This is a genomic window from Rhizobium halophilum (assembly GCF_021648825.1).
Taxonomy (GTDB): domain Bacteria; phylum Pseudomonadota; class Alphaproteobacteria; order Rhizobiales; family Rhizobiaceae; genus Neorhizobium; species Neorhizobium halophilum.
In genome coordinates, this window is record NZ_JAKJHS010000001.1 from 524,859 (window position 1) to 549,405 (window position 24,547).

Genomic DNA, 24,547 nt, shown 5'->3' on the forward strand with positions numbered 1-24,547 from the left:
CGGCCAGCCGGCACTAAAAAAACCCGCCTTCAAGGCGGGTTTTTTTCTGGAGAGTTTACGTTACCGCGTGGTCGGAGGTGCACTGAAGCGGTTGAGGTCGATCGCAGCAGCCCGCGTCACCGGCTTGAAGGCACCGGCCGCATAGGCAGCGGAATACTCGCTGTTCAACGTCCGCGTCACAACCCGAGGCGCCTTGACGGATGCGACCTCTGCGACCCGGTTGTTGCTGACCGCCCACTTGGTGAGCAGATCGCCCGTCAATGCCGGCGCAGCCGCCTGATGTGCTGCCGCTGCGGCGCGGCCGCCCTTCATAGGTGTCGTCACGTCCTGCGCTGTCGGTGCGGGAGCATCGAAGCCGTCGCCGAAGCGCATAGCCTCGACGGCGTTCTGGGTGGCCGGGATAGCTGCCATCTCGAACGGCTTTTCCTGTGCAGGAGCTGCCGGCGCTTGCACGGCCGAGCGGGCGTAAGCCCCGCTTTCCGCCAGTGCCGCGACGATTTCAGGGGTCAGTTGCTGCTGCTCTTCAAGAGCTGTCTCGCCTTCCGTATCGACAGTCACCGCCGCGACCAGAGGCTCCGCCACGGATGGCCGTGACACGGGCAGCGGAATGGAGGCAAACACTTCCTCTGGCAGCTCGGCGGTGGCCGACGCGGTCATGATGCCGCCTTCGCTGTCGCCTTTCATGCCCCGGTTGCCGAGGAGCGTCGGAACAGGGATCGCGTATTGCTGCAGATCCGCGAATCCATCGCCTTCTGGCGCCACCAGCGTTTCACCCGGCCGCGGAGTTGGCGGAAGTGCGGCCTGCAGGGCCTCCTGCGCCGCGTTGCGCGCAGGTGAATAAAGGGCCGTCGCCAGGCCACCGGGTCCGCCATCCTGGCGGAAGGCGGGGCGCGACTCGGGAACAGGTGCGGCAATCGTCTCCACGCCCGGAAGCCCCTCTGGCTCCGCGGCGGCCACCATGACGGGCTCCTGCGCCCTTGCTGCGGGAGCGACGGGGGTCGGACGATCGGCCGGAGCCGGAGCCGGCGCCGCGATTGCATCGGCATCCTCGTCCTCGTCGCCTCCGCCAAAGAGCATGGCAAAGAGGTTAGGACGCTTCTTCTCCTGCGAGCGGCTGCTGCCGCCCGCCGTGCTGGCAATCTCGATGCTGCTTCCGCTGACGCGCTTCTTGTAGTCGGCCAGCGCCTGCTGGTAGCCGGGCAAAGGCTTACCGTCGGCCGGGAGATGAACCGTGTTGCCTTTAGGGAAGAGCTTGACGAGCTCCTGGCGGCTCATGCGTGGCCATGCACGCACACCGCCAACGTCCAGATGCACGAATGGCGAGCCGGACGTGGGGTAATAGCCGACGCCGCCAACCTGCATCTGCATGGCAAGCGCGCGCAATGTGGCAAGCTTGACACCCGGGATGTAGAAGTCCATCGCCCTGCCGAGCATATGCTGGCTGTTTTTCGCCACGCCCTTGCTACGCGACCGCAACATGCCGTTCGTGGCCGGGGAGCGATAAGCGGAAACGACGTGGATGTAATCTCTTGCCCCGCTGCGCCGATAAACCTCCCAGACGAGGTCGAACAGCCGCGGGTCCATCTTCGTCGGCTCGTTGCGGCGCCAGTCGCGCAACAGCTGACTGATCTGCTGCAAACCCTTCTGGTCGTAGCGGCCGTTGCGCTTGAAGACGATCTCGGCCCGCTCTTTCGTGTGGATGAAGTAGAGTTTCAGGCTGCGCGTCTCTGCGGCGGCCTCCGAGGAGGCGGCGAGCACGAGTGGCGCGGCCACGCAGAAGGCGGTTGCAATCGAAACGGCAGCCGCCCTCAGCGACTTCAGAAGACGGGCCGAACGAAGCCATATGCTCCCGTCTGGCGGCGTCTTCTGTTCATTCAGATCCGGCAAGGCGATCCCCGTCCTGTCGACAACATCCCTGGTTGCCGTCTATGTCTGTCAATTGCGGTCAGACGATGGCAATTTTGCCACACAATCACGACTCTCTTCATCAGAGTCAATAATTCGCTACCGAGTGATTGACAGAAGCTGACAGAACATCCTTGCGTGAAAGTTAACGCTCGCTAATGGACATTCGATTATGCGGCCTCCTTCAGCGGGTCGTCGGGGTCGATGCCATAGTCCTTCAGCTTCCTGTAGAGGGTGGAGCGGCCGATGCCGAGCTTGCGCGCGACCTGGCTCATCTGGCCCCGGTAGAACTTCAGCGCGAACCGGATAAGCTCTTCTTCCACCTCGGAAAGCTTGCGGACTTCGCCGGAGGGGTCCACCGTAGGAATGGCGTTCTCCGGAGCCGCTGCAGCGGGATAGGCGGCTGCCAGAAGGGCACGCGGGTCAGGACGGGTGGTCCGTGGCACCAGATGACCGAAGGCCTCACGCGCAAGACCAGACACCGATAGAGACGAAGCCTGCTCAAGGGGCGACGGCGGCGAGCTTGCCGTCAGTCCAGAGATGAAGCCATCGCCCCGCCCTGTTGTGGGACGCATCATCTGCGACATTTGGGCGGCAATTTGTGGAAAATCTGTTTCGCGGAGCACCTCCCCCTGCGCCAGGACAACGGCACGGAACAGGACGTTTTCGAGCTCCTTGACGTTCCCCGGCCAGTCATATGCGGTGAGCAGTGCCATTGCCGCGGGCCCGACAGTCACGTTGCGCGGCAACTTCTGCTCGGACGCGAAGCGCTCTGCAAAAACCCGCGCTAGGTGGGGCACGTCTTCTTTGCGCCGGCGCAGCGCCGGGATGGTGATGGGAAACACATTCAGGCGGTAGTAGAGGTCCTCGCGGAACCGCCCTTCCCGCACCTCCTCGATCAGATCCTTGGTCGTCGCCGAGATGATCCGTACATCGACCTTCCGCGGTGCGGAGGAGCCGATCGGTTCGATCTCCCCTTCCTGGACGGCACGCACAAGCTTTGCCTGTACATCCAGCGGCAGATCGCCCACCTCATCGAGGAAGAGTGTGCCCCCTTCGGCCTCGGCGAGCTTGCCGGAAAGCTCAGAACCGCCCCTCACGCTGCCAAACAGCGCCTGCTCTATGTCTTCGGCTGCAACAGCATTGCAATCGAGCACTACAAAGGGCTTCGCTGAGCGGCCGCTCGCCGTATGAATGGCGCGCGCCACCAATTGCTTGCCGACGCCCGTTTCTCCTTCCAGAACGACCGGAATTGAAGCATCTGCAGCCCGTTGGGCAAGATCCACCACCCGGAGCATGTCGGAGCTCGCCGAAACGATGTCGGCAAACGTGATGGCGCCGGAACGAGAGCGGCGTGCGGTCCTACCGCTCGCATCCAACCGACCAAGCTTCAGCGCGTGGGCAACCGAGGCGGCTATCCGCTCGGGGGAGACCGGGCGCACCAGAAAGTCAAAGGCACCTGAGCGGACCGCCTGCACCATTGCCTCGCCGTCGGGCTGGCTGGTCTGCACCACCACCGGTGTCTCAACACCCAGTGCACGGATCGCCTCGATGATGCTCTCGCCGTTGATGCCTCCCATCTCAAGGTCGAGGATGATCACATCCACCTGCTTGCTGCGCTGGCGCAGGAACTCAAGGCCAGCAGGGCCGTTTTCGGCCACATGCACGACATGTTCATAGGCTTCCAGCGTGCTTTTCAACAAGCGGCGCTGGATCGGATCGTCATCGATCAGAAGGATTTGCGCAGTCATGCTCGGCTCCCGACATCAATCATAATGTGGCAGTTGGGTCTTCAACGATGTCAGGTGTGACAGACAGGCTTGAACATGATGTTTTCAGAAAGGCTTGCATTTTAACGGCTTCCACGGAATGACAGCCGTTGATGGAACGACCAGAAGGGAAATGTGATGAGACGCCCCGAGACCTCCGTGACCGCTGTACGATCGCCGGCGCAGCAAGGCGCAGCCGTGCTCCCACCCCTCGGCGACCTGCCGGTCTGGAAGCTCTCTGATCTCTATCCCTCGCGCGAATCCGCCGAGTTTCGCTCCGACATGGAACGGGCAGCCACACTGTCCCGGGAGTTCGAGGCGAAGTGGAAGGGCAAGCTAGCCGACGCTGCCAAAAAGACCGGCGCCGAGGGTCTCGGTCAGGCATTGGCTGACTATGAGGAACTGGAAGACCTTCTCGGCAAGATCGGCTCCTTTGCCGGGCTCACCTATTTCTCCGACACCTCAAATCCGGCCAACGGCAAGTTCTACGGCGATGTACAGTCGAAGCTGACAGATCTTTCCGCCCACCTGCTGTTCTTCGCGCTGGAGCTCAACCGGATCGAGGATGCTGTCGTGGACGCGGCCATGGAGCGCGATCCGCAGGCGGGGCATTACCGTCCCTGGATCATCGACCTGCGCAAGGACAAGCCCTTCCAGCTCGACGACAAGCTCGAGCAGCTCTTCCTCGAAAAGTCGATGACCAGTGCCGCCGCCTTCAACCGCCTGTTCGACGAAACCATGGCGGAGCTTCGCTTTGAGATCGACGGCGAGAAGCTGCCGCTGGAGCTCACGCTCAACATGCTTCAGGAGCCGGAGGAGGAAGTGCGTCGCAAGGCGGCAGAGGCGCTATCCAAAACCTTCCAGCAGAATATCCGCGTCTTCACGCTGATCACCAACACGCTGGCCAAGGACAAGGAAATCTCCGATCGCTGGCGCGGCTTCGAGGACATCGCCGACAGCCGCCACCTCGCAAACCGGGTGGAACGAGAAGTGGTCGATGCGCTGGCGGCCGCCGTCCGCGAAGCCTATCCGCGCCTGTCGCACCGCTACTACGCCGTGAAGGCCAAGTGGCTCGGCATGGATGAAATGAACTTCTGGGATCGAAATGCGCCGCTGCCGGAAACGCCAAAGGCGCTCATTCCCTGGCCGGATGCGAAGGAGACGGTGCTCTCCGCCTATGCCGGCTTCGCCCCTGAAATGGCGGACATCGCCCGCCGTTTCTTCGACGAGGAGTGGATCGATGCGCCGGTCCGTCCCGGCAAGGCTCCGGGCGCCTTTGCTCATCCGACCGTGCCGTCGGCTCACCCCTACGTTCTGGTCAACTACATGGGCAAGCCGCGCGATGTCATGACGCTCGCCCATGAACTCGGCCATGGCGTGCATCAGGTGCTGGCCGGCGAACAGGGCGCCTTGATGGCGCAGACGCCGCTGACGCTGGCGGAAACCGCCTCCGTCTTCGGCGAAATGCTGACCTTCCGCGCGCTTCTGGAGAAAATCAAGGACAAGCGCGAGCGCAAGGCTATGCTCGCCCAGAAGGTGGAGGACATGATCAACACGGTCGTGCGCCAGATCGCTTTCTACGAATTCGAGCGCAAGCTCCACACTGCGCGCAAGGAAGGCGAGCTGACCTCAGAGCAGATCGGTGAGCTGTGGCTTTCAGTGCAGGAGGAAAGCCTCGGGCCGGCGATCCGCATCTCGGAAGGCTACGAGACGTGGTGGGCCTATATCCCCCACTTCATCCACTCGCCCTTCTATGTCTATGCCTATGCCTTCGGCGATTGCCTGGTGAACTCGCTTTATGCGGTCTACCAGAACGCCGAACCAGGCTTCCAGCAGAAGTACTTCGATCTCCTCAAGGCCGGTGGCACGAAGCACCACTCGGAACTGCTGGCGCCCTTCGGGCTCGATGCCACCGACCCCTCCTTCTGGTCGAAGGGCCTGTCGATGATCGAGGGGCTGATCGACGAACTGGAGGCGCTGGACAAGGCTTGAGACGCGTCGGGGCAGCTCCGGCATAATACTTACATGAAGCACAGCCCCTACGTCCTTTTCCGCGACGACAAACGGTCGCAAAGCCTGCTGTTCCGCAAGCCGCTCGACCTCGTCATCGCCCGGACGGCGGACGAGGTTCTCCCGGCGCTGGCCCGGCTCGAACAGGCGCGGCAGGACGGTTGCTGGCTTGCCGGCTACCTCTCCTATGAGGCCGGCTTTGTCTTCGAGGAGAAGCTGAAGCCGCTGATCATCGACGATCGGGAAACGCCGCTGCTGGCGATCGGCATCTTCGATGGCCCGGCCGGCGCTGGCCAGCCCTTGGCGGCACCCGAGGTTCGATTGGAGGAATCGTTCTTGACCGACCCCCGCGCCGCCTGGGACTTTGCCGCCTACCGCGTCCGCTTCGACAAGCTGCACGAGCACCTGCGCCGTGGCGACTGCTACCAAGCTAACCTCACCATGCCGGTGACCGCTCGCTGGGCTGGCGAACCATGGAACGCCTTCTGGTCCCTCGTTGCACGCCAACCGGTCCATTACAGCGCGCTGGTCGATCTCGGCGGGCCCATCATCCTGTCACGCTCACCCGAACTCTTTTTCCGCGTCGACAAGGACCGCTTCATCGAGACGCATCCGATGAAGGGAACCGCACCGCGGGGGTCCACGCCACAGGAGGACGCGGCCATCGTCGCCGCCATGCTGGCGGACGAGAAGACGCAGGCTGAGAACCGCATGATCGTCGACCTCCTGCGCAACGACATCTCGATCATCAGCGAGGTCGGCACGCTCTCGGTCCCGAAGCTCTTCGCGATCGAGACCTATCCGACCGTCCACCAGATGGTGAGCCATGTGCGCGCCAGGCTGCGGCCGGAGATCGGCCTGCCGGAGATCATGGCGGCTCTGTTTCCCTGCGGCTCCATCACCGGCGCGCCGAAGATGTGGGCGATGAAGATTCTACATGATCTGGAAGCCGGACCGCGCGACGTATATTGCGGCGCGATCGGCTGGTGCGATCCGGAAGGCCCCATGCAGTTTTCAGTGGCGATCCGAACGCTGAGCCTTTTCAACGACGGAAAGGCCGTCTTCAATGTCGGCGGAGGGATCGTGTTCGATTCGACGGCCGAGGCGGAATATCAGGAATGTCTTCTAAAAGCACAGTTCGCAGTCGGCAAACAGGCGATCTCGCACTGATCGAGACACTGCGCTGGGAGCCCGAGCAGGGTTTCCTGCGTCTCAACCAGCACCTGAGGCGCCTGAACCGTTCGATCGACGCCTTGGGTTTCTTGCCTCCTGCCGATCCGGCCATGGCACTCAAGCTCGCCGTCAGCGGCGACCAGCCGTTGCGGGTTCGCCTCTCCGTCAGCTACCGCGGCAAGACGGAAGTCACCGCGGCTCCCTTCGAACCGGAGCCGGAAGGAAAGATCTGGCGGCTGCGCATTGCCGCGCAAAGCCTCTCTTCCGACGACGCCTTCCTGCGCCACAAGACGACCCGGCGCGATTTCTACGAGGCGGCCCGCGCCGAATTTCCTCTGGAGGAGGCCGACGAGGTGCTCCTGCTGAACGAGCGCGGCGAACTCTGTGAAGGCACCATCACCAATCTATTCATCGAGACCGGGGACGGCATCCTTCTCACCCCGGCCATCTCCAGCGGCCTCCTGCCCGGCATCCTGCGCGCCGAGCTGATCCGCGAGGGCAAGGCTCGTTCGGAGGTCCTGAAGCCGGCCGCCCTTTCGAACCGCCGGCTCTTCGTCGGCAATGCCCTGCGCGGGCTGATCCCCGCCGAGTTGGTCGAAGGTTAACGCTGCCGCCGCAGGATCATGCCTGCGTGGTGCAGCGTGTCCTCGTCCACGAACTCGCCGTCCGCGGTGAATCCAGTGTCGTCCCAGTAGTCGACGTGATTGCCGGTGACGACATAGCGGCCCTGGTAGGCGCTTTCACGCGTGCCGCGGGCCTCATCGTAGCGGCCGTTGGGCAGAAGTTCGTGACGGATGCGGTTATCATCCGTCACCCACATGCCGACATAGGGATGGGTCTGCACTTCAACCTGATTGGTCATCTGTTCCTCGGCAGTTGCCGTGTTGGGTGCCGCGCCCGCAAGCGCGGCGGCGAATAGAATCGAGTGCCGGTTTGCCACCTATCTCTCCTCAGGTCGTCGACCGCGTCGGCCTCACGACGATCTCGTTGACGTCCACGTCGTCAGGCTGCTCGATGGCGAAGCGGACGGCGCGGCCGATGGCATCGGGCGTGAGCGCGATGGCGCGATAGCTCTTCATCGCCTCGGCGGCGGTCGGATCGGTGATGGTCGAGGCAAGCTCGCTTTCCACGACGCCTGGGTGGACGCAGGTGACACGGATGTCCTCCCGCTCCTGGCGCAGACCGTCGGAGATCGCCCGGACGGCAAACTTGGTGGCGCAATAGACTGCGGCCGTCGGGGCAACGCTGAGAGCACCGATCGAAGCGATGTTGATGATGTGGCCAGAGCCTCGCTCCGTCATCTCCGGCAGAACGGCCGCAATGCCGTAGAGCACGCCCTTGATGTTGACATCGACCATCTGGTTCCACTCGTCGACCTTCAGCGAGGCCATGAGCGACAGCGGCATGACGCCCGCATTGTTGATCATCACGTCCACGCGGCCGAACTGCTGTCTGGCCGCTTCCGCGAAGGCGGCAACGTCTTCGCGATCCGTCACGTCCAGCCGGCGGATGGCGACCCTCGCGCCATCCCCGTGGATTTCCGCCGCCAGTTCCTCAAGCCGGTCGGTCCGCCGGGCACCGAGCATCAGCGTCGCACCGGCCTTTGCCAGTTCACGGGCGATGCCTGCTCCGATGCCGCTTGATGCGCCTGTGATGAGGACAATCTTTTCCATCGTTCTTTCTCCTTCCGCGAAGCTTCGTTGAGCTTGATCGAAAGGTAAGGACGCGCGATTGTCAGCGATAGCCAACTCGACGTTTCCAGATTGGTAAGGAAAGCTAACCAATGATAGTCGACCTCAATGCGCTTGCAGTCTTCGCCACCGTTGCGGAGCAGAAGAACTTCCGCGCTGCCGCAGACGCGCTTGGCGTCACGCGCGCCGCCGTCAGCCAGACCATGCGCAAGCTGGAAGAGTCGATGGGCATTGCGCTGGTCAATCGGACCACCCGCAGCGTGTCGCTGACTGAAGCAGGCGAGCGGCTCTACGTCGATGCGGCACCTGCGCTCGCCGGCCTCCAGGCTGCGGTCGAGGCCGCGGGCAACATCAGCGGCCGTCCTCGCGGGCAATTGAATCTGGCGGTCTCGTCCATCGCCGAAAGCTTCCTGTCAGGCACGCTCCTTGCGTCCTTCGCCGAGGCGAATCCCGAGGTGAAAGTCCACGTTACCGTCACAGATGAAGAGTTCGACATCGTCGCGGAAGGATATGATGCAGGGGTGCGGCTCGGGGAGGTGATCGCCCAGGACATGATCGCACTCCCCGTCTCAGGCGACCAGCGCCAGCTCGCGGTAGCATCTCCCAGTTACGTCGAACGCCACGGCGCACCCAGCCACCCGCGCGAACTCGCGTCGCACCGCTGCATCGGCTGGAGAACTGCCGCCGGCATTGCGTCCTATCGCTGGGAATTTGCAGAAGATGGAAAGGAGTTCTCCGTCGCCGTCGGCGACGAGATAACCACAACCCATATGGCGCTGATGATCCGCCTGGCGATCGCCGGGGCCGGCATCACGTTCGGTATGGAAGAGTCTTTTCGCGCGCCAATAGAGCGTGGCGAACTGGTGCCGCTCCTGGAAGACTACTGCCCCCGCTTCCCCGGCTTCTATCTTTACTATCCAAGCCGCCGCAATATGGCGCCGAAGCTGCGGGCGCTGGTGGATCACCTGCGCCGCCACCGGCGACCGTGAGACGCTGCAACATCCAAGCGGCGTCTCTGGACAGGCGCCGGAGAGGCTTTGGCGCCTTGCCCTGATGCTCGGCAAAGCCGCATCTGCCGTTTTTCCGAGCGCCCTCTGCAACCTCTTTATTGTGACGGGGATTTATGATCTAGAGCGCGCGAATTTGCGATCGAGCGCTCTCATCCGCACCCTGTCAGCCCAGCGGCGCAGCGGCGTGATGCCGCGGCTCTGAAGGAGAAGCATATGAGTGAAATGACATATCCGGTTCATGGCGAAATCACCGGCCCGATCGTGATGATCGGCTTCGGCTCCATCGGTCGCGGCACACTGCCGCTGATCGAGCGCCATTTCAAGTTCGACAAGAGCCGGATGGTCGTGATCGATCCGCGGGACGACGAGGCGGACCTGCTGGCCAAGCATGGCGTCAAGCACATCAAGGAACACGTCACCAAGGAGAACTACAAGGAACTCCTGAAACCTCTGCTCGACGACGGCAAGGGTGGCCAGGGCTTCTGCGTCAACCTGTCGGTCGACACCGGATCTCTCGACCTCATGAAGTTCTGCCGCAAGCTGGACGTTCTATATATCGATACGGTGGTCGAGCCCTGGCTCGGCTTCTATTTCGATACCTCCGTTGAGAATGCCGATCGCACGAACTACGCGCTGCGCGAAACGGTGCGCCAGGAAAAGGCGAAGAACCCGGGCGGCACCACCGCCGTTTCCACCTGCGGCGCAAACCCAGGCATGGTCTCCTGGTTCGTCAAGCAGGCGCTGCTCAACATCGCCAACGACCTCGGCATCAAGTACGACGAGCCCTCGGTCGATGATCGCGAAGGCTGGGCCAAGCTGATGAAGAAGGTCGGCGTCAAGGGCATCCACATCGCCGAACGCGACACGCAGCGGACCAAGAACCCGAAGCCGCTGGACGTCTTCTGGAACACCTGGTCCGTCGAAGGTTTCATCGCCGAAGGCCTGCAGCCGGCCGAACTCGGCTGGGGCACCCACGAGGAGTGGATGCCGAAGAACGCCAAGAAGCACAAGAAGGGTTGCAAGGCGGCAATCTATCTGGAGCAGCCGGGTGCCAACACGAGAGTTCGCAGCTGGTGCCCGACACCGGGGCCGCAATACGGCTTCCTCGTCACCCACAACGAGTCGATCTCGATCGCCGACTACTACACCGTCCGCGACAAGCACGACGATGTTTCCTATCGGCCGACCTGCCACTATGCCTACCACCCTTGCAACGATGCCGTCCTTTCGCTGCACGAGATGTTCGGCAACGGCGGCAAGGCACAACCGGTCCAGCACGTGCTGGACGAGGACGAACTGGTGGATGGCGTAGATGAGCTCGGTGTTCTGCTCTACGGCCACGACAAGAACGCCTACTGGTACGGCTCGCGTCTGTCGCTGGAAGAAACCCGCCGCATTGCCCCTTACCAGAACGCGACGGGCCTGCAGGTAACCTCGGCTGTTTTGGCCGGCATGGTCTGGGCGCTAGAAAACCCGAAGGCCGGCATCGTCGAGGCCGACGAGGTCGATTACAAGCGCTGCCTGGAAGTCCAGTCGCCCTATCTCGGGCCGGTAGAAGGCCACTACACCGACTGGACGCCGCTCGATGGCCGTCCGGGCCTCTTCCCAGAGGACATCGACACCTCTGATCCTTGGCAGTTCCGCAACATCCTGGTGCGCTGATCCTGCCGGTGCAGCATCGGATTTCCGGCGTTTCCTTGTTGAAACGCCGGAAAAGGGCTGTGCAACCGGCAAGACTGCGTTAGATAGATTTTCGATCAGCACCCAGACGGTTGAACTGCGGGAGACTAACGACCATGAAACTGAAAGCGAGCATTGCGCTCATTGCCGCCGCCACGCTGACTGCCTGCGTTTCATCCCCGCAGCCATCGCGCCTTCCGCCGCAGCGCGCACAGCCGCAGGGCGTCGAAGGCACCTGGGCGGACCCGAACGGAATAGTCTCGACCTTCCAAGGCGGAACCTTCAATACGCGCTCGACCGACAGCAACACCCTGCTGGCCTCGGGCACCTATGTCAGCCTTTCGCCCACGCTGGTGGAAATCAACATGACGTCGCTTGTCCGCAACACCCAGTCCCGCGTCAACTGCGCGCTTGTAACGCCCAGCCAGTTGAACTGCACGCAAGACAGCGGAGCACAGTTCTCCCTGACCCGCCGAACCTGATCGCAGCATCAGGCTCCATTCCGAACCCCGCTCCGGCGGGGTTTTTCCGTTTGGGAACAGCCGCAGCGGACGTCCTCTCGCACCGCACATTTCTCCTTGCAGTCGCCACCCCCTTGGTGGAAACATGCTCTCGGCGCCGGTCGAGGGTGATGCTACCTGGCGCGCAGGACCGCCAATCCAAAGCGAAACGGAGAGACCAAGATGATGAAGACATTCAGGCTGGGGCTGATGACCGCTTCGGCGTTTGCCCTTCTTGCCGGGACGGCCCTGGCCGACTACGAGCTCAACATCCTCCACATCAACGATCTCCATTCGCGCATCGAGGCCATCAACAAATACGACTCCACCTGCTCGGAGGAAGAGGCATCCAAGAACGAGTGTTTCGGCGGCATCGCTCGCGTGAAGACGGCGATCGACACCCGTCGCGGCGAATTGCGGGACGCAAACCTTCTCGTGCTCGACGCTGGCGACCAGTTCCAGGGCTCGCTCTTCTACAGCATGTTCAAGAGCGGCCCCATTGCCGACTTCATGAACGGCATCCGCTTCGATGCCATGGCAATCGGAAATCACGAGTTTGACGACGGCCCTGAGGAACTGCTGAAGTTCATCGAGGCATCGGACTTCCCGATCATCTCTGGCAACACGATTGCCGCCGAGGGCAGCCCCGTCGCTGGCAAGTTCGAGCCCTACATCATCAAGGAGATGGGTGGCCAGAAGGTCGCCGTCGTCTCCGTTCTCGCGACCGACACCGATGAGACCTCCTCGCCAGGAGATCAGATCCGGTTCGAGGACGAGGTGGAGTACCTGAAGAAGGCCGTGGCCGACCTCGAGGGTCAGGGCATCAACAAGATCGTCCTGCTTTCCCATGTCGGCTACGAGCGGGACAAGGAGATCGCCGCAGCCGTGGACGGCATCGACGTCATCGTTGGTGGCCATAGCCACACCCTCCTCTCCAGCACGGATGAAAAGGCCGCCGGTCCCTACCCGACCCTGGTGAAGAACCCGGGAGGCACGGATGTGCCGATCGTGCAGGCCTATGCCTATTCCAAATACCTCGGCGACTTGAAGGTCGTCTTCGACGACAACGGCGTGGTGAAATCCGCCGAAGGCGCTCCCCAGTTGCTGGATTCCTCCGTCGTGCCCGATGCCGGCTATTCCGCCAAGGTGGAAGAACTCGGCCAGCCGCTGGAAGAGCTGAAGCAGAAGGTGGTGGGCTCCACAAAGGAGGTCATCGTCGGAGACCGAGACGTGTGCCGCGTCGAAGAGTGCTCCATGGGCAACCTCGTCGCCGACGCGCAGCTCGACCGCGTCAAGGATCAGGGCATTACCATCTCCATCGCCAACAGCGGTGGTTTGCGGGCCTCCATCGACGCGGGCGAGGTCACCATGGGCGAGATCCTGACCGTCCTGCCCTTCCAGAACACGATTGCCACCTTCCAGCTCAAGGGCACCGACCTTCGCGCCGCGCTTGAGAACGGCGTCAGCCAGATTGAGGAGGTGGCCGGCCGCTTCCCGCAGGTCGCCGGCATGAAATATTCGTTTGATAAGTCCAGACCGGCTGGCGAACGTATCGTCGACGTGCAGGTCAAGGAAGGCGATGCCTTCGTGCCGCTTGATCCGGAGAAGATCTACGGTGTTGTGACCAACAACTACGTCCGCGGCGGTGGTGACGGCTACAAGACCTTCGCGACCAGCGCTATCAATCCCTACGATTTCGGACCCAACCTCGAGCAGGCGGTGGCCGATTATCTGTCGGCCAACAGCCCCTATGAACCCTTCACCGAAGGACGGGTCACGGAGGTGACATCGGCGCAGGAAACGGCGAAGGCCGATGCCCCGGCCACCGAGGCGCCTGCAACCCCTGCCCCGGCGTCACCGACAGAACCTGCCGCTCCTGCAAATACCGCTCCAACGCAGGCGCCTCCCGCTGCCGACGCAACTGTGCCTGCCGCTGCCGAAAGTACCACGACAGCACAGACCCACGTGGTTGCCCGCGGCGACTCCTTGTGGAGGATCTCCGAGGCCGTCTATGGCGACGGCACCATATGGGCACGAATCGCTGAGCAAAACGAACTCCGCAATCCCGATCTCCTTGAGATCGGGCAAGAGCTTCAACTTCCTGCGAGATAAGACAATTTGCGCGCAACAATGTGCGGCCCGGGCTTTCCCGGGCCGCTTTTTGTTTCTAGATAGTGCCAGCCTCCGAGGGCGCCCTGCTCTCGCAACAACAAGCGGAATCGTCAGATGGACGTAACAGCCAGTTACATGCCGCCAGGTCACCCCCAGATCAAATTCGGAAAAGTCGGCGTTCTTCTCGTCAACCTCGGCACGCCGGATGGCACTGACTACTGGCCGATGCGCCGCTATCTCGCCGAGTTCCTCTCTGACCGGCGCGTGATCGAATGGTCCAGGCTCTACTGGTATCCGATCCTCTACGGCATCGTGCTGAACAAGCGCCCTCAAAAGGTCGGCAAGGCCTACGAAGAGATCTGGAACAAGGACCTGAACGAGAGCTATCTGCGCACCTATACCCGCAACCAGGCGGAGCTGATGGCAGCCGCGATGAAAGATCTGCAGAACGTCGTCGTCGACTGGGCGATGCGCTATGGCACCCCCTCCATCGCCTCCAAGATCGATGAACTCTACGCGCAGGGCTGCGAGCGGATCCTGCTCTTCCCGCTTTATCCGCAGTATGCCGCTTCGACGACGGCGACCGTGAACGACAAGGCCTTCGAGCACCTGATGAAGATGCGTTGGCAGCCAGCGCTTCGGACCGTCCCGCCCTATCACGACGATCCGACCTATATCGATGCGCTTGCGGTCTCGGTAGAGAAGGCCCTGGCGCAGATCGACTGGGAGCCGGAAATGCTGGTCGCTTCCTTCCACGGCATCCCGCAATCCTACTTCAAGCAGGGGGATCCCTACCACTGCCATTGCCAGAAGACCGGCCGGCTGCTGCGCGAGCGCCTCGGCCTGCCGAAGGAGAAGTTCATGGTTACCTTCCAGTCCCGCTTCGGGCCGGAAGAATGGCTCCAGCCCTACACGGACAAGACGATGGAGAAGCTGGGCGACGAAGGCATCAAGCGCATCGCCGTCATCAACCCCGGCTTCGTGTCCGACTGTCTCGAAACACTGGAGGAAATCGCCGGCGAGGCTGGGGAAATCTTCCAGCACCACGGCGGCGAGAAGTTCCTCCACATCCCCTGCCTCAACGACAGCCCGGAGGGCATGCACGTGCTGGAAAAGGTCGTACGCCGCGAGATTCAGGGCTGGGTCTGACCTCCTTCGTTTCATCCCGGGCGGGAACATGATACTCCAGTCTCAAATTTCTTGAGCTGGAGGGTCAGCCATGCTGGGCGGCTTCGATATCGTCGTGATTGTCATCGTTCTCCTTGTCATCCTGGTCCTGTTCGCCGGGATCAAAACGGTGCCGCAGGGTTATCGCTATACCGTCGAAAGATTCGGGCGCTATACGCGCACGCTCGATCCGGGCCTGAACCTGATCACGCCGTTCATCGAGCGCATCGGCGCCCGGATGAACGTGATGGAGCAGGTGCTCGACATTCCGACTCAGGAGGTCATCACCAAGGACAACGCGAGTGTTTCGGCGGATGCCGTGGCGTTCTACCAGGTGCTGAACCCGGCCCAGGCCGCCTATCAGATTTCCGATCTCCGCAATGCGATCCAGAACCTGACCATGACCAACATCCGCTCGGTCATGGGATCGATGGATCTCGACGAGCTCCTCTCCAACCGCGAGGTCATCAACGAGCGACTTCTACGCGTCGTGGACGAGGCTGTTGGTCCTTGGGGGATCAAGGTAACCCGCGTCGAGATCAAGGACATCCAGCCGCCGGCCGACCTTGTTCAGTCCATGGGCCGCCAAATGAAGGCGGAGCGGGAGAAGCGCGCTCAGGTCTTGGAGGCGGAGGGCTCCCGCAACGCACAGATCTTGCGCGCGGAAGGGGCGAAGCAGGCTGCCGTCCTCCAAGCTGAAGGCGAGCGTGAAGCCGCCTTCCGTCAGGCCGAGGCACGCGAGCGTTTGGCCGAAGCCGAGGCCAAGGCGACCCAGTCGGTTTCGCAAGCCATTGCCCTTGGCGACGTTCAGGCCATCAACTACTTTGTCGCCCAGAAATACACCGAAGCCCTCGCCGAAATCGGCAAGGCGCCGAACTCCAAGATCGTCCTGATGCCGATGGAGGCCTCTTCGCTCATCGGCTCGCTCGGCGGTATCGGCGCGATTGCGAAGGAAGTGTTCGGCGACGGTGACGGGCCTGCGCGTGTTAGCTTAACGGTGCCGCAACAGCCGGCCTCGCCATCGTCTTCGCGACAGGCGCCCTTGGCCGCGCCCCGCACCACGCCGCCCGTCAACCCATTCGCGCCGCGAAGCGAGACTTGACCATGCTAAAGACCCTCGCCGCCAATCTCGGCCCCTGGAGTTGGTGGATCATCGGCATCGTTCTGCTCGCCGCCGAACTGGCGGCGCCGGGCGTCTTCCTGATCTGGATCAGTGCCGCCGCGATCGTGGTCGGCGCGCTGTCCTTGCTGCTCTGGGATGCGGCCTGGTGGTCATGGCAGTTGCAGTTCGTGCTCTTTGCAGCCTTTGCCGGAGCTTTTGCCCTTGCTGGACGCCGCTTCTATGGCAAGCCGCACACCAGCGACGAGCCCCATCTCAACCGCCGTGGCGAAAGCCTTGTCGGCCGCACCGCGACCTTGCGTGAACCGATCAGCGAGGGACGAGGCAGGATTCGCCTCGACGACACTTGGTGGCCGGTCCTGGGGCCGGACTTGCCGGCGGGAACACGGGTCAAGATCGTTTCTGCGGACGGCCGCGATCTTCGGGTCGAGATGATCTGATCAGGCCACGCCGACACGCAGCAGGTCGTGGAAATGCACGATCCCCACGGGGCGATTGTCATCGTTCACAACAATAAGGGCCGAGATGTTGTACTGATTGAGGATGGCCATGGCCGTGGTGGCAAGAGTTTTCTCCTGCACCGTCTTTGGGCTCTGGCTCATGATGTCATCAACGATCATGGCGCTGAGGTTGAGATTGAGCCCACGCGCCAGATCCCCATCGGTGACGACCCCGCACAGGCAGCCATCTTCGTCCACAACGCCGACACAACCGAAGCGCATTTCGGAGAGCGTCATCACGGCGGTCGGCAGCGGGGTACCTTTCGGCACGAGAGGCACCCGGCTGCCGGTATGCATGATGTCGCTGATGTGGCTGAGCATGGCGCCCAGGTTGCCGCCAGGATGAAAAACGCGGAAATCCAGTGCCGTGAAACCGCGCGCCTCCAGAAGTGCCACGGCCAGCGCATCCCCGATCGCGAGTTGCATCATCGTGGAGGTGGTTGGCGCCAGCCCGTGGGGGCAGGCTTCCTGCTCCTTTGGGAGCAGCAAGACAATGTCCGCTTCCCGTGCAAGGGTGGAGACCTCTCCTGAGGTCAGAGCAATAAGCGGGATCGAAAACCTTCGACAATAGGCAACGATGCTCTGCAGTTCGGCCGTCTCGCCGCTCCAGGATACGGCAATCACCGCATCCTTTCGAGAGATCATGCCAAGATCGCCGTGATTGGCCTCCGCTGCATGAACAAAGGATGCCGGGGTCCCAGTCGAGGCAAGCGAGGCCGCAAGCTTCGCACCGATGTGCCCGCTCTTGCCGACACCGGTAACGATGACGCGGCCGGCCAGGCCGAGAATGAGGTCGACAGCGTGCTGGAACGGCTCAGCGAGAGCACCCTGCAGTGCCTGCTCAAGCGCAGCTAGTCCGTTTTTCTCGATCCCGATGGTCCGCAGAGCCGACTGCAGGATGTCGAAGTCTGTAGGTTTGATGGCGCTCTTGATCATGACTTGCATGTAATCCCTTCGCAGGATCGAGTCCACCGTTTCGGCTCGTTCGCCCTCGTGCTTCACAAGCATCTGTTAACCAAGAAGCTTTACCATCAGGCAACGATCGTGGGACCGACAGTGGGATGATGGCAATGGAGCAGCAAGGCCGGCAGCGCGCCCCGCGGCGAACCGTCCTGGCACTTTTGCTGGCATGCTCGGCCTTGATCAACCCAGAGAACGGACTGGCCCAGACGCTCTATCCGGCCCGCGCCAGCCAGGAACTCGAACCCGCCTCTTCGATCCAGAGCCGCCCCGCGGATGGAACCTGGGCCTCTGCTTCACCGGTTGGCGTGACCCCGCTTGGCAGCCGCTCCGCCGCCGCGAGCAGTTCGACCTCCCTCGCGATCGGCCGTGCCGAGCCCGCCCCTGGATCTGAGGGCGCAACAGTCCCTGAGACGGTCTTGACCTCTGCGTCCCCTCCAGATGGCCAAGTCATAACCGGAGCCACCAGCGCGGGGAATGGTACGCCGATCAACGATCCCCCTTATGAGGAGGATCTCACTCCTTCCTTCGAGGATCTGCGCGATCCGGCGGAAGAAGAGTTTGCGTTAGAAGAAGCAGCTACGGCGCCAGACGATCCCGGCGGCATTCGCCTGGGGACCCTCCTGCTGCGCCCGTCGATCAGCCAGTCGATCAATCGGGAGCTAATCAAGGACGGCGCGGCAGATACCAGGCGCAACTACCTTGGCACAACCATCCGCGGGACGCTGAGCTCTGACTGGTCTCGACATCAGCTTTCCGTGACCGGCGAAGCGATGATCGAACGCAATATCGGCGACGGTGACAGCCCTGATCCCGAGGGACAGTTCGATGCTGATCTTCGGCTCGACCTCAGCGACACCACCGTTGCGAACATCTCCGCCGGCTACGATTTCGAGCGCGAAGACAACAGCGATCCGAATGCCATCGGAGGAGCATCCTCCCAATCGACAGTTCATCAATTCCGCAGCGGCATCACTCTCGAGCGCGACGCTGGCATCCTTCGGGGTCTGGCCGGGCTTGGTGTCAATCGCGAGATCTACGGAGACGCAAAGCTTCAGGACGGTTCGAGCCTCGATCTCAGCGACCGCGATCGCACCACGGTGGATGGCCGGCTGCGCCTGGGTTACGAGATCTCTCCCGCCCTAATCCCCTTCGTTGAGATCCGCGGTGGTCGCACATTCTACGATGAACGGCAGGATGCGGGAGGCTACGAAAGGTCCTCATGGATCTATGGCGCGCGTGGCGGTGTCGAAGTCGATCTTGGAGAGAAGCTGAGAGGCGAGCTTGGCGCCGGATACGAGTGGGTCGACTATATCGACCGGCGCCTTGAGACACTCGATGGCGTAGCGCTTGACGGGCGTCTGAACTGGTCTCCCCGCCGCGGAACAGATCTCGACCTTGCCTTGCGCACGACTCTGCAGGATGCCGCAAGCGCAGGTTCTAACGGCTGGGTCGAGTATAATCTCGCCGCCACCTTGACGCATCAGTTGCGACACAATCTCGTCGGCCGGCTCACAGGAGGCGCAACGCAGCGCGAGTTCCCGCACACGGCCGACGAAACCACCTGGACCACCGGCGCCGGCCTGACCTGGAACGTGAGCCGCTATCTGGAGATGACGACGGCGGTGGAATACGAGCTGACTGACCGCGTCGGCACAGACACCAGGACGCTTCGGGCCGGTCTCGGCCTTACCCTTCGCCGATAGCAAAACGCCCGACACTGGGCCGGGCGCTCGTTCCTTCAGGTGATATCGGCTCAGCCGAGCCTGCCGACCATGTCCTTTAGCGGGCCCTCGATCGCGGGACGGATGTCGCCGCGCTGCAGGGCGAAGGCTAGGTTGGCAAGAATGAAGCCATCCTTGGCGCCGCAGTCGAAGGTCTGCCCTTTGAAATGGTAGGCGGCGAAGTCCTGTTGATTGGCGAGCGCGAGCATGCCGTCGGTGAGCTGGATTTCGTTGCCGGCACCTCGCTCCTGCGTCTCCAGGATATCGAAGATTTCCGGTTGTAGGATGTAGCGGCCATTGATGTAGAAGTTCGAGGGTGCCGTCCCCTTGGCCGGTTTCTCGACCATCTGGGTGATCTTGAAGCCTTCTCCGACTTTGTCACCCACGCCCACGATGCCGTATTTATGAGCCATCTCGGGATCGCACTCCTCCACCGCCAGAACATTCCCGCCGGTTTGCTCGTAGATCTCCACCATGCCCTTGAGGCAGCTCTTCTGCGACGACATGATCATGTCAGGAAGCAGGACGGCAAAGGGTTCGTTGCCGACGATGTCGCGAGCGCACCACACGGCGTGCCCGAGGCCGAGCGGCACCTGCTGGCGCGTGAAGCTCGCCGTCCCGGCCGTCGGCAGCAGGTCCGCGAGCAGGCTGAGTTCAGCGTTCTTGTTGCGCTCGCGCAGCATCTGCTCCAGTTCGTACTGGATGTCGAAATAGTCTTCGATGACGCCCTTGCCGCGGCCCGTGACGAACACGAAGTGTTCGATGCCGGCTTCCGCTGCCTCGTCCACGACATACTGGATGACCGGCTTGTCGACGACAGTCAGCATTTCCTTCGGTACGGCCTTTGTGGCCGGAAGGAACCGGGTGCCCAACCCCGCCACTGGAAAGACCGCCTTACGAATCTTCTTCTGTGCCACGCACACCTCCTGAGCACATTTCGATGTGCTAATCACAATCCCGTCATTTTGGGCTGATTTACGTTCGGATACAACCGGTGACGCCATCTTGTAGAATATGGTAAAGGGTTTGTTGACCCTGTGCTGTTATCCATTCGTTAAGCCGGACACCATGCTCGGTGAAGTATGAACTTGATGAGCAACGGACACGACTGCCGATGACACTCTTTTCTACCAATCGCATTCGCGGCCTCGCCCTCGCCCTGATCGCAGGGGCTGCCCTCGCGACCACTCCGATACATGCCCGCGCCGATGCGGGTTTCAAGTCTTGGATTGCAGATTTCTACCCGACTGCGGCCAAGGCCGGCATCAGCCGTTCAACCTATGACAAAGCGTTCGCAGGCATTACCGGACCGGACAGGGCGGTGCTTGAGAAAGCCGCCTACCAGCCGGAGTTCAAGTCCCAGGTCTGGGACTATCTCGATTCCCGCGTGAACCCTTATACCGTGCAGATCGGCCAGCAGATGCTGTCGAAGCATGGGCGTACGCTGTCTGCCCTCGAACGCCATTTTGGCGTGGACAAACATGTTCTTCTGGCCATCTGGTCCATGGAATCCAATTACGGAGCCGTCCTGGAGAAGCCGGATCGCCTGCATCATGTCCCGCAAGCCTTAGCCACGCTTGCCTGGGGCGATCCGAAGCGGGCCAAGTTTGCACGTACGCAGCTTGTCTCTGCGCTGAAGATCCTTCAATCGGGTGACATCACGCCGGGCCATCTCACCGGCTCCTGGGCAGGCGCCATGGGCCACACACAGTTCATCCCGTCGAGCTATCTCCTCTACAAGTTCGATGCCGACGGCAATGGCAGTGCCGATATCTGGAACTCCATTCCGGACGCGCTTGCGACCTCCGCCAACCTGCTGGCCAAGAACGGTTGGCAGACGGGCAAGACCTGGGGCTATGAAGCGGTCCTGCCGCGTGGCGCTGCAAAGTACGACGGCCAGACCAAGACCTTGGCACAGTGGGCGGCGCTCGGCTTCGCGCGCCCCAACGGCAAGCCCTTTCCTCGCCCGAGCGATCGCGCTGAACTGAAGCTGATGGCCGGCGCCGGTGGTCCCGCCTTCCTCATGACGCGCAACTTCTTCGTGATCAAACGTTACAATGCAGCTGATACCTACGCTCTTGCGGTGGGCCTGCTCGCCGACCAGATCGCCGGCTTTGGCGGGATGCAGCAGCGCTGGCCGCGACCGGATGGCACCCTCGACGTGGCGGAGAAGTTCGAACTGCAGACGAAGCTCAAGCAACTCGGTTACTACCAGGGTGAAATTGACGGAAACTTCGGCTCCGGCTCGAAGGCGGCCATTTCCGCGATCCAGCAGCGGCTGGGGATGGAAGCCAATGGTGAGCCGTCGCATCACCTTCTCAAGGCGCTGCGCTGAGTTGACAACAACATCCTCTCGCCCCAGATCGCGCTCTTGAGCTCCTGCGGCGAGAACAGACGGCAAAAGCATGAAGGTTTTGCAGAATATGGGCGGTCTCCGCATCTTCCGCCGGTGCATGGTGATCTTCCTCACCCTGTTGCTGGCATGGCCCATGCATTGGGACAGAGCTTCCGCGCAGGAGCCGGCTCCGCGTCGCAACCTTCTTGATATGATCTTCGGCGGTGGCCGGCGCTACATCGATCCGCCGCCGCCGATGCGGGAAGTCGCTCCACGGCGTCAGCGGCAACGCGAACAGAGGCCGCCGAGACGCAACCGTGCTCCAGCAGCACGAGCCTCGGCTCCGCGGCCTGCACCACCCCCAGCGCCTGCAAAGCCAGAACCGGTCGAAAAGCTCGAGAATGCGCGGTCGATCCTGGTGGTCGGAGATTTCCTCGCCGGCGGTCTCGGCAGCGAACTCCAGACAGCTTTCGAGCAGTCACCGGGTGTGGTCGTGGAAGAGAGAAGTAACGGCTCTTCCGGCCTCGTGCGCCAGGACTACTACAACTGGCCAGAGCAATTGCCGACGGCCTTGGACGAGGTCAAACCAGCGCTGGTGGTTGTGATGATCGGGGCCAACGACCGGCAGCAGATGAAGACGCAAGGGGGCCAACTTGATTTCCCCGCTGATGACTGGTTCAGGGAGTATGAGCGCCGCGTGCGGGAAATCGGCACCATTGTCACCGACCGAGGCATTCCGCTTTTGTGGGTTGGTCTGCCATCCTTCCAGTCGCCGTCGCTGATGCGCGACGCCGTGAAGCTCAATGGGATTTACCGCGCCGAGATGTCCAAGATCGGCGGAGAGTTCGTGGATATCTGGGATGGCTTTGTCGATGAGGAAGGCAAGTTCGTCATCACGGGGTCTGATATGAACGGCCAACAGGCCCGCCTGCGGGGTTCTGACGGCATCGGCTTTACCACCGCCGGCAAGCGCAAGCTTGCGTTCTACGTCGAAAAATATGCCCGACGGCATCTTGGGGAAATGGCCAGCCCGGAACTGGTGGAGCTTGATGCCAGCAACCTGCCGGAACTGCAGATCCTGCCGCCCTCACCCACGGCCGCGGTTCCTGTGCAGCCCATCAGTCTGACGGACCCGGAGTTGGACGGTGGCAGCGAGCTGCTCGGCGCAGCCCCACTCCCGGCCCCCATCGTCGAGTCACCGCGCGACATGCTGGTCAAGCGCGGCGAACTTCCGCCCGCCCCAACGGGAAGGATAGACGACTACAGGCGTTCGGAAGAGCGCTGAAAATGGGTTCCCAAGACCGCGCCTTGCCGTAGTCGCCCCCGATGGCGGCCATTGCCGGTCTCCGCTCGATATGCTCTGCGAAAACCTTTAGGACGCCAATGGTCCGCGACCCCGTGTCGACTGGGATGCGCCGGTTGACGCCAGCGCCCACTATACGGGCAGCACAGACGCCCCCATCAGCGCTTCGTCGATCGCGCGCGCTGCCTGGCGCCCCTCTCGGATTGCCCAGACAACCAGGGACTGGCCACGGCGCACGTCGCCAGCAACCCAGAACTTGTCGACCGATGTCCGGTAGTCGCGGTCGTTTGCGACGACATTGGTCGAGCCCCGACGGTCGACATTCAGCGTCAGCTTGCCTTCCAGTTCGCTCAGGACGCCCTCCTGCAGAGGCCCGGAGAAGCCGATGGCGATAAAGGCGAGGTCCGCCTTGATGATGAAGTCGGTGCCGGCGATTGGCCTACGACGCTCGTCCACCTCGCAGCAACGGACGCCCGTGAGATGCCCGTCTTCGCCGACGAACTCGAGTGTCGCCACCTGGAATTCGCGTTTAGCCCCCTCTGCTTGGGACGAGGAGGTGCGCATCTTGGTGGCCCAGAAGGGCCAGACGGCAAGCTTGTCTTCCTTTTCGGGAGGCTGTGGGCGGATGTCGAGTTGGGTGACCTTCACGGCCCCCTGGCGGAAAGCCGTGCCGACGCAGTCGGACGCCGTGTCGCCGCCGCCGACGACTACGACATGCTTGGCACCGGCGATGATCGGATCCGCCGGCCAGCCGACGCTGTCGATATTCTCGCGACCGACGCGGCGGTTCTGCTGCACCAGATAGGGCATGGCGTCATGGACGCCCTGCAGGTCGACGCCGGGGATGCCGGCGGCGCGGGGCGTTTCCGACCCGCCGCAGTAGAGCACCGCGTCATGCTCGGCGAGCATCTGTTCGACCGGCATGTCGACACCGACGTTGACGCCGCAATGGAAGGTGACGCCCTCGCCCTTCATCTGCTCGATGCGGCGGTCGATGAAGTTCTTCTCCAGCTTGAAGTCCGGGATGCCGTAGCGCAGCAGGCCGCCGGGCTTCGTCTCGCGCTCGTAGACATGCACGTCGTGGCCGGCGCGGCCGAGTTGCTGAGCCGCCGCCATGCCGGCGGGTCCGGAGCCGATGACCGCGACCTTTTTGCCGGTCTTTTCCGTCGCCGGCTGCGGGCCGACCAGGCCAAGCTCATAGGCCTTGTCGGCAATCGCCTGCTCGATCGTCTTGATCGCGACCGGCGAGTCCTCAAGGTTCAGCGTGCAAGCCTCCTCGCAAGGGGCCGGGCAGACGCGACCCGTGAACTCCGGGAAGTTGTTGGTGGAATGCAGGTTGCGGATCGCCTCTTCCCACTTGCCGCTGTAGACGAGGTCGTTCCAGTCCGGGATCTGGTTGTGTACCGGACAGCCGGTCGGGCCGTGGCAGTAGGGAATGCCGCAATCCATGCAGCGTGCCGCCTGCTTGGTCACTTCCGCATCCGACATCGGGATGGTGAACTCGCGGAAATGGCGGATACGGTCCGATGCCGGCTGGTACTTCATGACCTGCCGGTCGATTTCCATGAAACCCGTTACCTTGCCCATG

At 62.4% G+C, this 24,547-nt stretch carries 20 protein-coding genes; 13 read left to right on the forward strand and 7 right to left on the reverse strand.

The annotated features are described in order from the left end of the window. Window positions 1–60: 60 nt before the first annotated feature. Window positions 61–1,887, reverse strand: a complete 1,827-nt coding sequence (locus LXM96_RS02755) for a DUF882 domain-containing protein (protein WP_239996815.1) — start codon at window positions 1,885–1,887, stop codon at window positions 61–63. A 188-nt stretch (window positions 1,888–2,075) separates the two neighbouring features. Next, the gene (locus tag LXM96_RS02760) at window positions 2,076–3,656 is read right to left on the reverse strand and encodes a sigma-54-dependent transcriptional regulator (RefSeq protein WP_239996816.1); all 1,581 of its coding nucleotides are present in this window, start codon (window positions 3,654–3,656) and stop codon (window positions 2,076–2,078) included. A 156-nt stretch (window positions 3,657–3,812) separates the two neighbouring features. Between LXM96_RS02760 and LXM96_RS02765 the strand changes: the two genes are divergently transcribed. From LXM96_RS02765 to LXM96_RS02775, 3 genes are read left to right on the forward strand one after another with little or no spacing between them, the layout of a single operon-like run. Continuing rightward, window positions 3,813–5,666, forward strand: coding sequence for a M3 family oligoendopeptidase (locus LXM96_RS02765; RefSeq protein WP_239996817.1), 1,854 nt, complete (start codon window positions 3,813–3,815; stop codon window positions 5,664–5,666). A gap of 33 nt (window positions 5,667–5,699) precedes the next feature. Beyond that, window positions 5,700–6,854 carry an aminodeoxychorismate synthase component I gene (locus tag LXM96_RS02770; RefSeq protein ID WP_239996818.1) on the forward strand — a complete coding sequence of 385 codons (1,155 nt, stop codon included), beginning with the start codon at window positions 5,700–5,702 and terminating at the stop codon, window positions 6,852–6,854. Beyond that, window positions 6,803–7,462: an aminotransferase class IV family protein gene (locus LXM96_RS02775; protein WP_239996819.1), complete on the forward strand. Its 660-nt coding sequence runs from the start codon at window positions 6,803–6,805 to the stop codon at window positions 7,460–7,462. The genes LXM96_RS02770 and LXM96_RS02775 overlap by 52 nt, the downstream gene beginning before the upstream one ends. Here the strand turns inward: LXM96_RS02775 and LXM96_RS02780 are convergent. Continuing rightward, on the reverse strand, window positions 7,459–7,797 hold the full coding sequence (locus LXM96_RS02780; RefSeq protein ID WP_394801871.1) for an Atu4866 domain-containing protein: 339 nt from the start codon (window positions 7,795–7,797) through the stop codon (window positions 7,459–7,461). The two genes, LXM96_RS02775 and LXM96_RS02780, sit on opposite strands and share 4 nt — an antisense overlap. A gap of 10 nt (window positions 7,798–7,807) precedes the next feature. Further along, window positions 7,808–8,530, reverse strand: a complete 723-nt coding sequence (locus LXM96_RS02785) for an SDR family oxidoreductase (RefSeq protein WP_239996820.1) — start codon at window positions 8,528–8,530, stop codon at window positions 7,808–7,810. 110 nt (window positions 8,531–8,640) lie between these two features. On the opposite strand from LXM96_RS02785, the gene LXM96_RS02790 reads away from it, so the two are divergent. From LXM96_RS02790 to LXM96_RS02820, 7 genes are all read left to right on the forward strand, one after another. Beyond that, on the forward strand, window positions 8,641–9,537 hold the full coding sequence (locus LXM96_RS02790; protein ID WP_239996821.1) for a LysR family transcriptional regulator: 897 nt from the start codon (window positions 8,641–8,643) through the stop codon (window positions 9,535–9,537). A 234-nt stretch (window positions 9,538–9,771) separates the two neighbouring features. Beyond that, window positions 9,772–11,220 (forward strand): homospermidine synthase, encoded by a 1,449-nt coding sequence (locus tag LXM96_RS02795; RefSeq protein WP_239996822.1) that lies wholly within the window; start codon window positions 9,772–9,774, stop codon window positions 11,218–11,220. A 134-nt stretch (window positions 11,221–11,354) separates the two neighbouring features. Next, window positions 11,355–11,720 carry an outer membrane lipoprotein Omp10 gene (gene omp10 / locus LXM96_RS02800; RefSeq protein ID WP_239996823.1) on the forward strand — a complete coding sequence of 122 codons (366 nt, stop codon included), beginning with the start codon at window positions 11,355–11,357 and terminating at the stop codon, window positions 11,718–11,720. 201 nt (window positions 11,721–11,921) lie between these two features. Then, window positions 11,922–13,850 (forward strand): 5'-nucleotidase C-terminal domain-containing protein, encoded by a 1,929-nt coding sequence (locus LXM96_RS02805; RefSeq protein ID WP_239996824.1) that lies wholly within the window; start codon window positions 11,922–11,924, stop codon window positions 13,848–13,850. 114 nt (window positions 13,851–13,964) lie between these two features. Beyond that, a complete protein-coding gene (gene hemH / locus LXM96_RS02810) occupies window positions 13,965–14,999 on the forward strand; it encodes a ferrochelatase (RefSeq protein WP_239996825.1) in 1,035 nt (344 codons plus the stop codon). Between the two features lie 70 nt (window positions 15,000–15,069). Next, window positions 15,070–16,119: an SPFH domain-containing protein gene (locus LXM96_RS02815; protein ID WP_239996826.1), complete on the forward strand. Its 1,050-nt coding sequence runs from the start codon at window positions 15,070–15,072 to the stop codon at window positions 16,117–16,119. A 2-nt stretch (window positions 16,120–16,121) separates the two neighbouring features. Then, entirely contained in the window at window positions 16,122–16,577 is a 456-nt protein-coding gene (locus tag LXM96_RS02820; RefSeq protein WP_239996827.1) for an NfeD family protein, read from the forward strand. Here LXM96_RS02820 and LXM96_RS02825 read toward each other — a convergent pair whose 3' ends face one another. Continuing rightward, window positions 16,578–17,573, reverse strand: coding sequence for a KpsF/GutQ family sugar-phosphate isomerase (locus LXM96_RS02825; protein ID WP_239997193.1), 996 nt, complete (start codon window positions 17,571–17,573; stop codon window positions 16,578–16,580). A 134-nt stretch (window positions 17,574–17,707) separates the two neighbouring features. Here LXM96_RS02825 and LXM96_RS02830 point away from each other — a divergent pair, with 134 nt between their 5' ends. Continuing rightward, complete coding sequence (locus LXM96_RS02830) at window positions 17,708–19,303, forward strand: outer membrane beta-barrel protein (RefSeq protein WP_239996828.1); 1,596 nt, start codon at window positions 17,708–17,710, stop codon at window positions 19,301–19,303. A gap of 50 nt (window positions 19,304–19,353) precedes the next feature. On the opposite strand, the gene galU is transcribed toward LXM96_RS02830, so the two are convergent. Continuing rightward, window positions 19,354–20,238, reverse strand: coding sequence for a UTP--glucose-1-phosphate uridylyltransferase GalU (galU, locus tag LXM96_RS02835; protein ID WP_239996829.1), 885 nt, complete (start codon window positions 20,236–20,238; stop codon window positions 19,354–19,356). A 197-nt stretch (window positions 20,239–20,435) separates the two neighbouring features. On the opposite strand from galU, the gene LXM96_RS02840 reads away from it, so the two are divergent. Beyond that, window positions 20,436–21,656: a lytic murein transglycosylase gene (locus tag LXM96_RS02840; RefSeq protein ID WP_239996830.1), complete on the forward strand. Its 1,221-nt coding sequence runs from the start codon at window positions 20,436–20,438 to the stop codon at window positions 21,654–21,656. Window positions 21,657–21,774: 118 nt separating this feature from the next. Then, window positions 21,775–22,941, forward strand: coding sequence for an SGNH/GDSL hydrolase family protein (locus tag LXM96_RS02845; protein ID WP_394801881.1), 1,167 nt, complete (start codon window positions 21,775–21,777; stop codon window positions 22,939–22,941). Window positions 22,942–23,091: 150 nt separating this feature from the next. Here the strand turns inward: LXM96_RS02845 and LXM96_RS02850 are convergent, their stop codons facing one another. Continuing rightward, on the reverse strand, window positions 23,092–24,546 hold the full coding sequence (locus tag LXM96_RS02850) for a glutamate synthase subunit beta (protein WP_239996832.1): 1,455 nt from the start codon (window positions 24,544–24,546) through the stop codon (window positions 23,092–23,094). Window position 24,547 lies beyond the last annotated feature (1 nt).